The 2,847-nt window shown below is 65.8% G+C and carries 3 protein-coding genes; 2 read left to right on the top strand and 1 reads right to left on the bottom strand.

The genetic code is table 11. The features are described 5' to 3' along the window. Window positions 1-261: 261 nt before the first annotated feature. Both BRAS3809_RS13135 and BRAS3809_RS13130 read left to right on the top strand, forming a co-directional pair. The gene (locus BRAS3809_RS13135) at window positions 262-948 is read left to right on the top strand and encodes a cysteine hydrolase family protein (protein WP_008962583.1); all 687 of its coding nucleotides are present in this window, start codon (window positions 262-264) and stop codon (window positions 946-948) included. Between the two features lie 73 nt (window positions 949-1,021). Then, window positions 1,022-2,677, top strand: coding sequence for a hypothetical protein (locus tag BRAS3809_RS13130; protein WP_008962582.1), 1,656 nt, complete (start codon window positions 1,022-1,024; stop codon window positions 2,675-2,677). Here the strand turns inward: BRAS3809_RS13130 and BRAS3809_RS37060 are convergent. Continuing rightward, window positions 2,635-2,847, bottom strand: a 213-nt coding sequence (locus BRAS3809_RS37060; RefSeq protein WP_035656236.1) for a hypothetical protein, incomplete at its 5' end; no start/stop codon positions are given. The genes BRAS3809_RS13130 and BRAS3809_RS37060 overlap by 43 nt on opposite strands.

Below are 2,847 nucleotides of genomic sequence, written 5' to 3'. Positions count from 1 at the left end.
CGCAGTCGAGACCTTCTCAACTTTTCCCTTGGCGCACAGACATGCAGCAGGGTGATCGTTGCATGCAATGACCGCTCACGAAATAAGCGGAGTTTGTGCCGACCGCGCCTGCCCAGCAACCGGGCAGCGCTGACGCTGTTCTCAACCTGTTGAATTAGTTCGTACATCGCCAGCACCGCGCCGCCCCATTGCATTGTACACAATGGCATAGCGCTTGCTTCATCTCCTGCGACGCATTCTCGTGGGAGGCAGGCGGCTGACATGGCGAACTCATCTGCAGCGGCAACCGCCACGATCGCAGCCGAGCCGGAACCGATCGCGCTCGATCTGTCGAAGACCGCGCTCGTGATCATCGACATGCAGCGCGACTTCATGGAGCCGGGCGGGTTCGGCGAGACGCTCGGCAACGACGTGTCGCAGCTCGCCCGCGCGGTCGCGCCGATCGCCGCTGTGCTGGCGGCGGCCCGCAAGACGGGCATGCTGGTCATCCATACGCGCGAGGGCCACGAGCCTGATCTCTCCGACGCGCCGCCGGCCAAGGTCGAGCGCGGCGCGCCGAGCCTGCGCATCGGGGATCCCGGGCCGATGGGCCGCATCCTCATTCGCGGCGAGGCCGGGCACGACATCATTCCCGCGCTCTATCCCGTCGACGGCGAGGTGGTGATCGACAAGCCCGGCAAGGGCGCGTTCTACGCCACCGAGATGGGCGAGGTGCTGAAGCATCACGGCATCGAGAATCTTCTTGTGTGCGGCGTCACCACCGAGGTCTGCGTCAACACCACCGTGCGCGAGGCCAATGATCGCGGCTATCGCTGCGTCGTCATCTCCGACGGCTGCGCCTCCTACTTCCCGGAATTCCACGAGATGGGCCTGAAGATGATCAAGGCCCAGGGCGGCATCTTCGGCTGGGTCGCGGATTCGGCCGCTGTGCTGAAAGCCATGAGCTGAGAGAGCCGAGAGACGAGTCGAGACGAATGAGTTCGATCATGTAGTCGCTGACGGCAAACAGGGGAGCAAGGCGATGAGCGGAAGCGGGACGGCAAGCTCGGTCAAAGCGGACTTCAAGCCGGTGCTGTGGACACCCGGCGACTGGAACGCGTTCTTCGGTTTCGGCACCAACATCCTCGTCAACATGCTCGTGCTCACCGGGCTGTTGCGCTTCGTCCTGAAGATGCCGGACAGCTTGGTGTTCGGCCGCATCCTGCCGGCGCTCGGCCTGATGATGTGCCTGTCGACCCTGTATTATGCGTTCCTCGCCTATCGGCTGGCGAAGAAGACCGGACGCAGCGATGTCTGCGCGCTGCCGTCCGGCGTCAGCGTGCCGCACATGTTCATCGTCACCTTCGTGATCATGCTGCCGATCACGCTCAAGACCGGCGATCCCCTGAAGGGCTGGTCGGCCGGCCTCGTCTGGGTGTTCTTCCAGAGCTTCATCCTGATGATCGGCGGCTTCGTCGCGCCCTATATCCGCAAGATCACGCCGCGCGCGGCGCTGCTCGGCACGCTCGCCGGCGTCTCCGTCACCTTCATCTCGATGCGGCCGGCGCTCGAGATGTACATGACGCCGCAGATCGGGCTGGTGTGCTTCGCCATCATTCTCGTCAGCTGGTTCGGCGGCGTGAAATATCCGAAGGGGCTGCCGGCGGGCCTCGTCGCGATCGCTGTCGGCATGGTCATCGCCTGGGGCTCGAACCTGTTCGGGCTCGGGCTCGGCGGCCTGAGCGTCAAGGGCGTCGGTGATGCCTTCGCGAGCTTCGGCTTCTCGGTGCCGCTGCCGGCCTTCGGCACGGTGTTCTCCGGCTTCGAATATCTGGGGATCATCCTGGTGACCGCGATCCCGTTCGGCATCTACGACCTCGTCGAGGCGATGGACAACGTCGAGAGCGCGGAGGCCGCGGGCGACGAGTACCCGACCACGCGGGTGCTGACCGCCGACGGCATCGTCAGCCTGATCGGCTGCATGATGGGCAACCCGTTCATCAACGCCGTCTATATCGGCCATCCCGGCTGGAAGGCGATGGGGGGCCGCATCGGCTATTCCGCGGCGACAGGCCTGATGGTGATCGTGCTGTCCTGGCTCGGCATCATCTCCGTGCTGCTGGCCTTGGTGCCGGTGGTCGCGATCTCGCCGATCCTGCTCTACATCGGCATGCTGATCGGCGCGCAGGCGTTCCAGACCACGCCGGTCAAGCACGCGCCGGCGATCGTGCTCGCCTTCACGCCGCATCTTGCCGCCTGGGCCAAGCTGCAGATCGACACCATGCTGGCCTCGACGGTGACGGCGGCGCAGAGCGTCGGCGGCCTCGCGGCGGATAAGGTCGATGCGGTGAAGACGGCGGCAATCGCGGCGCTGCCGCAGCAGGGCGTGCTGTATCACGGCCTCGAGGTGATGGGCGGCGGCTCGATCCTCGCCGGCCTCGTGCTCGGCGCGATCGGGGTGTTCGTGATCGAGCGCGACTTCACCAAGGCATCGGCCTTCGCGCTGGCAGGCGCCGTCATGACCTATTTCGGCTTCATGCACGGCGAGGCCGTCGGCATCGGCGGAGGCTTCGGCGTGACGCCGGCGGTGGCGCTGGCCTATGTCGTCGTGGCCGGCGGTCTGTTCTGGCTGGGCCGGATGGGCATGTCCGAGAGCTACGTGCCGCATGCCGACATGCACGCGGCGCCGGCGGAGTAGGTGGGCCGGTTGATGAAGGCGCAGGTTTCGTAGCCCGGATGAGCGCCAGCCGACGCCTCTTCGGCGGTGGCGAAAGCGACATCCGGGTTCACCGGCGTCAGCGCGTGAGACCCCGGATGAACACGCCTCTCGGCGTATTCATGGTCGGTGTGCAGGACCCGCTTTGGGTG

The organism is Bradyrhizobium sp. STM 3809 (genome assembly GCF_000239795.1).
Classification (GTDB): Bacteria; Pseudomonadota; Alphaproteobacteria; order Rhizobiales; family Xanthobacteraceae; genus Bradyrhizobium.
Note: the sequence above shows the minus strand (reverse complement) of the source record. Positions and strands in the feature narration are given on the sequence as shown.

Bases quoted from the DNA above. Each gene is read 5' to 3' on its own strand.
- BRAS3809_RS13130 (WP_008962582.1), top strand. From the start codon at position 1,022: ATGAGCGGAAGCGGGACGGCAAGCTCGGTCAAAGCGGACTTCAAGCCG.
- BRAS3809_RS13135 (WP_008962583.1), top strand. From the start codon at position 262: ATGGCGAACTCATCTGCAGCGGCAACCGCCACGATCGCAGCCGAGCCG.